The 1085-nt window shown below is 67.9% G+C and carries 1 protein-coding gene; it reads right to left on the bottom strand.

Going from position 1 to position 1085, the window contains the following annotated elements; translation table 11 throughout:
• Positions 1-1085, bottom strand: a 1085-nt coding sequence (locus AC4FQ5_RS19565; RefSeq protein ID WP_491146170.1) for a hypothetical protein, incomplete at both ends; no start/stop codon positions are given.

Below are 1085 nucleotides of genomic sequence, written 5' to 3'. Positions count from 1 at the left end.
CGGGTACGGCGGCACCGTCATCGGTCGTGCACGTGGTGTCCTCAGGAACGTCGATTCCTGTGAGGTCGAGCGCGTATCGCACCGTCACCGTGTACGTGTGCACGACGGGGGTCGGCTCGGCACCGGTGATCGGCTGCGCCGTCACGATCCGTACATCGTCGACGCCGTCGAAGTCGGGATTGATCCCGACCGGATCTGCGGCGTCGGTCGTGACGTCCTGGATGCCGACGATCTCGACGCCTTGGCCCGGCGAGAGCTCATCCTTCAGGTCGTACTGGCCGGCACCCGCTCCGCGGTTCGTGACCGTGAGCTCGTACACCGCGTCGTACACACCCGGTTCGCCCTCGACGGGTGTCACCGCTCCGGAGAGCGACTTGACGATGTCGATGAGCGGCAGGTCCGCGCAGGCGTCGTCGGTGATCGTCTCACCGTTGTGCGACATCCCCGCGGTGTTGAAGAGTCCGCTTCCGGCCCCGTCGTCAGCACAGGCCACGGTACCCGGGGTCGCGACCGCCGTGTCGATCGAGACGACCACGCGCACCAGGTACGTGTGCGATTGCTTCGCCTCGAGCGTCGCGTCCGTCGCGACGACGTTCGCGTCCGACCCGGCGGCCCCCTGTCCGGTCCACCCGGCAGGGTCCTCGACTCCGTCCGGCGTCGACGCGATGTCGGCCGACCGGATCTCGATCCCCTTCCCGAACTGGAGCCGGTCCGCGAGGTCGTACGTGCCCGGAGCGGCACCGACGTTCTCCACGAAAAGCTCGTAGTCGATCGTCCACGTGCCGTCGCCGTTGGGCGTGGGGCCGTCCGAGATCTCCTTCGAGAACTCGAAGAGCGGGACCGACGCACACGCGTCATCCTCTGCCGCCGTCCCGTTGCTCTCAGCGGTCGCCGAGTTCAAGAGACCGCCAGCGCCGTCACCGCCGGGAAGGCACTCGAGCGCGATCGGAGCGATGTCGTCGGCGAGTTCGAACGTGACCCTCACCTGGTATCGGTGCGTCGCTCCGACGGGGAGAGTCTGACCCGTCGTGATGACGTTCTCGTCCGAGCCATCGGCGCCGAGACCCGTCCACGACTCCTCGGCC

The sequence above is a fragment of the Chryseobacterium sp. DT-167 genome (assembly GCF_058310155.1).
This window is presented reverse-complemented; position numbering and strand designations above follow the sequence as displayed.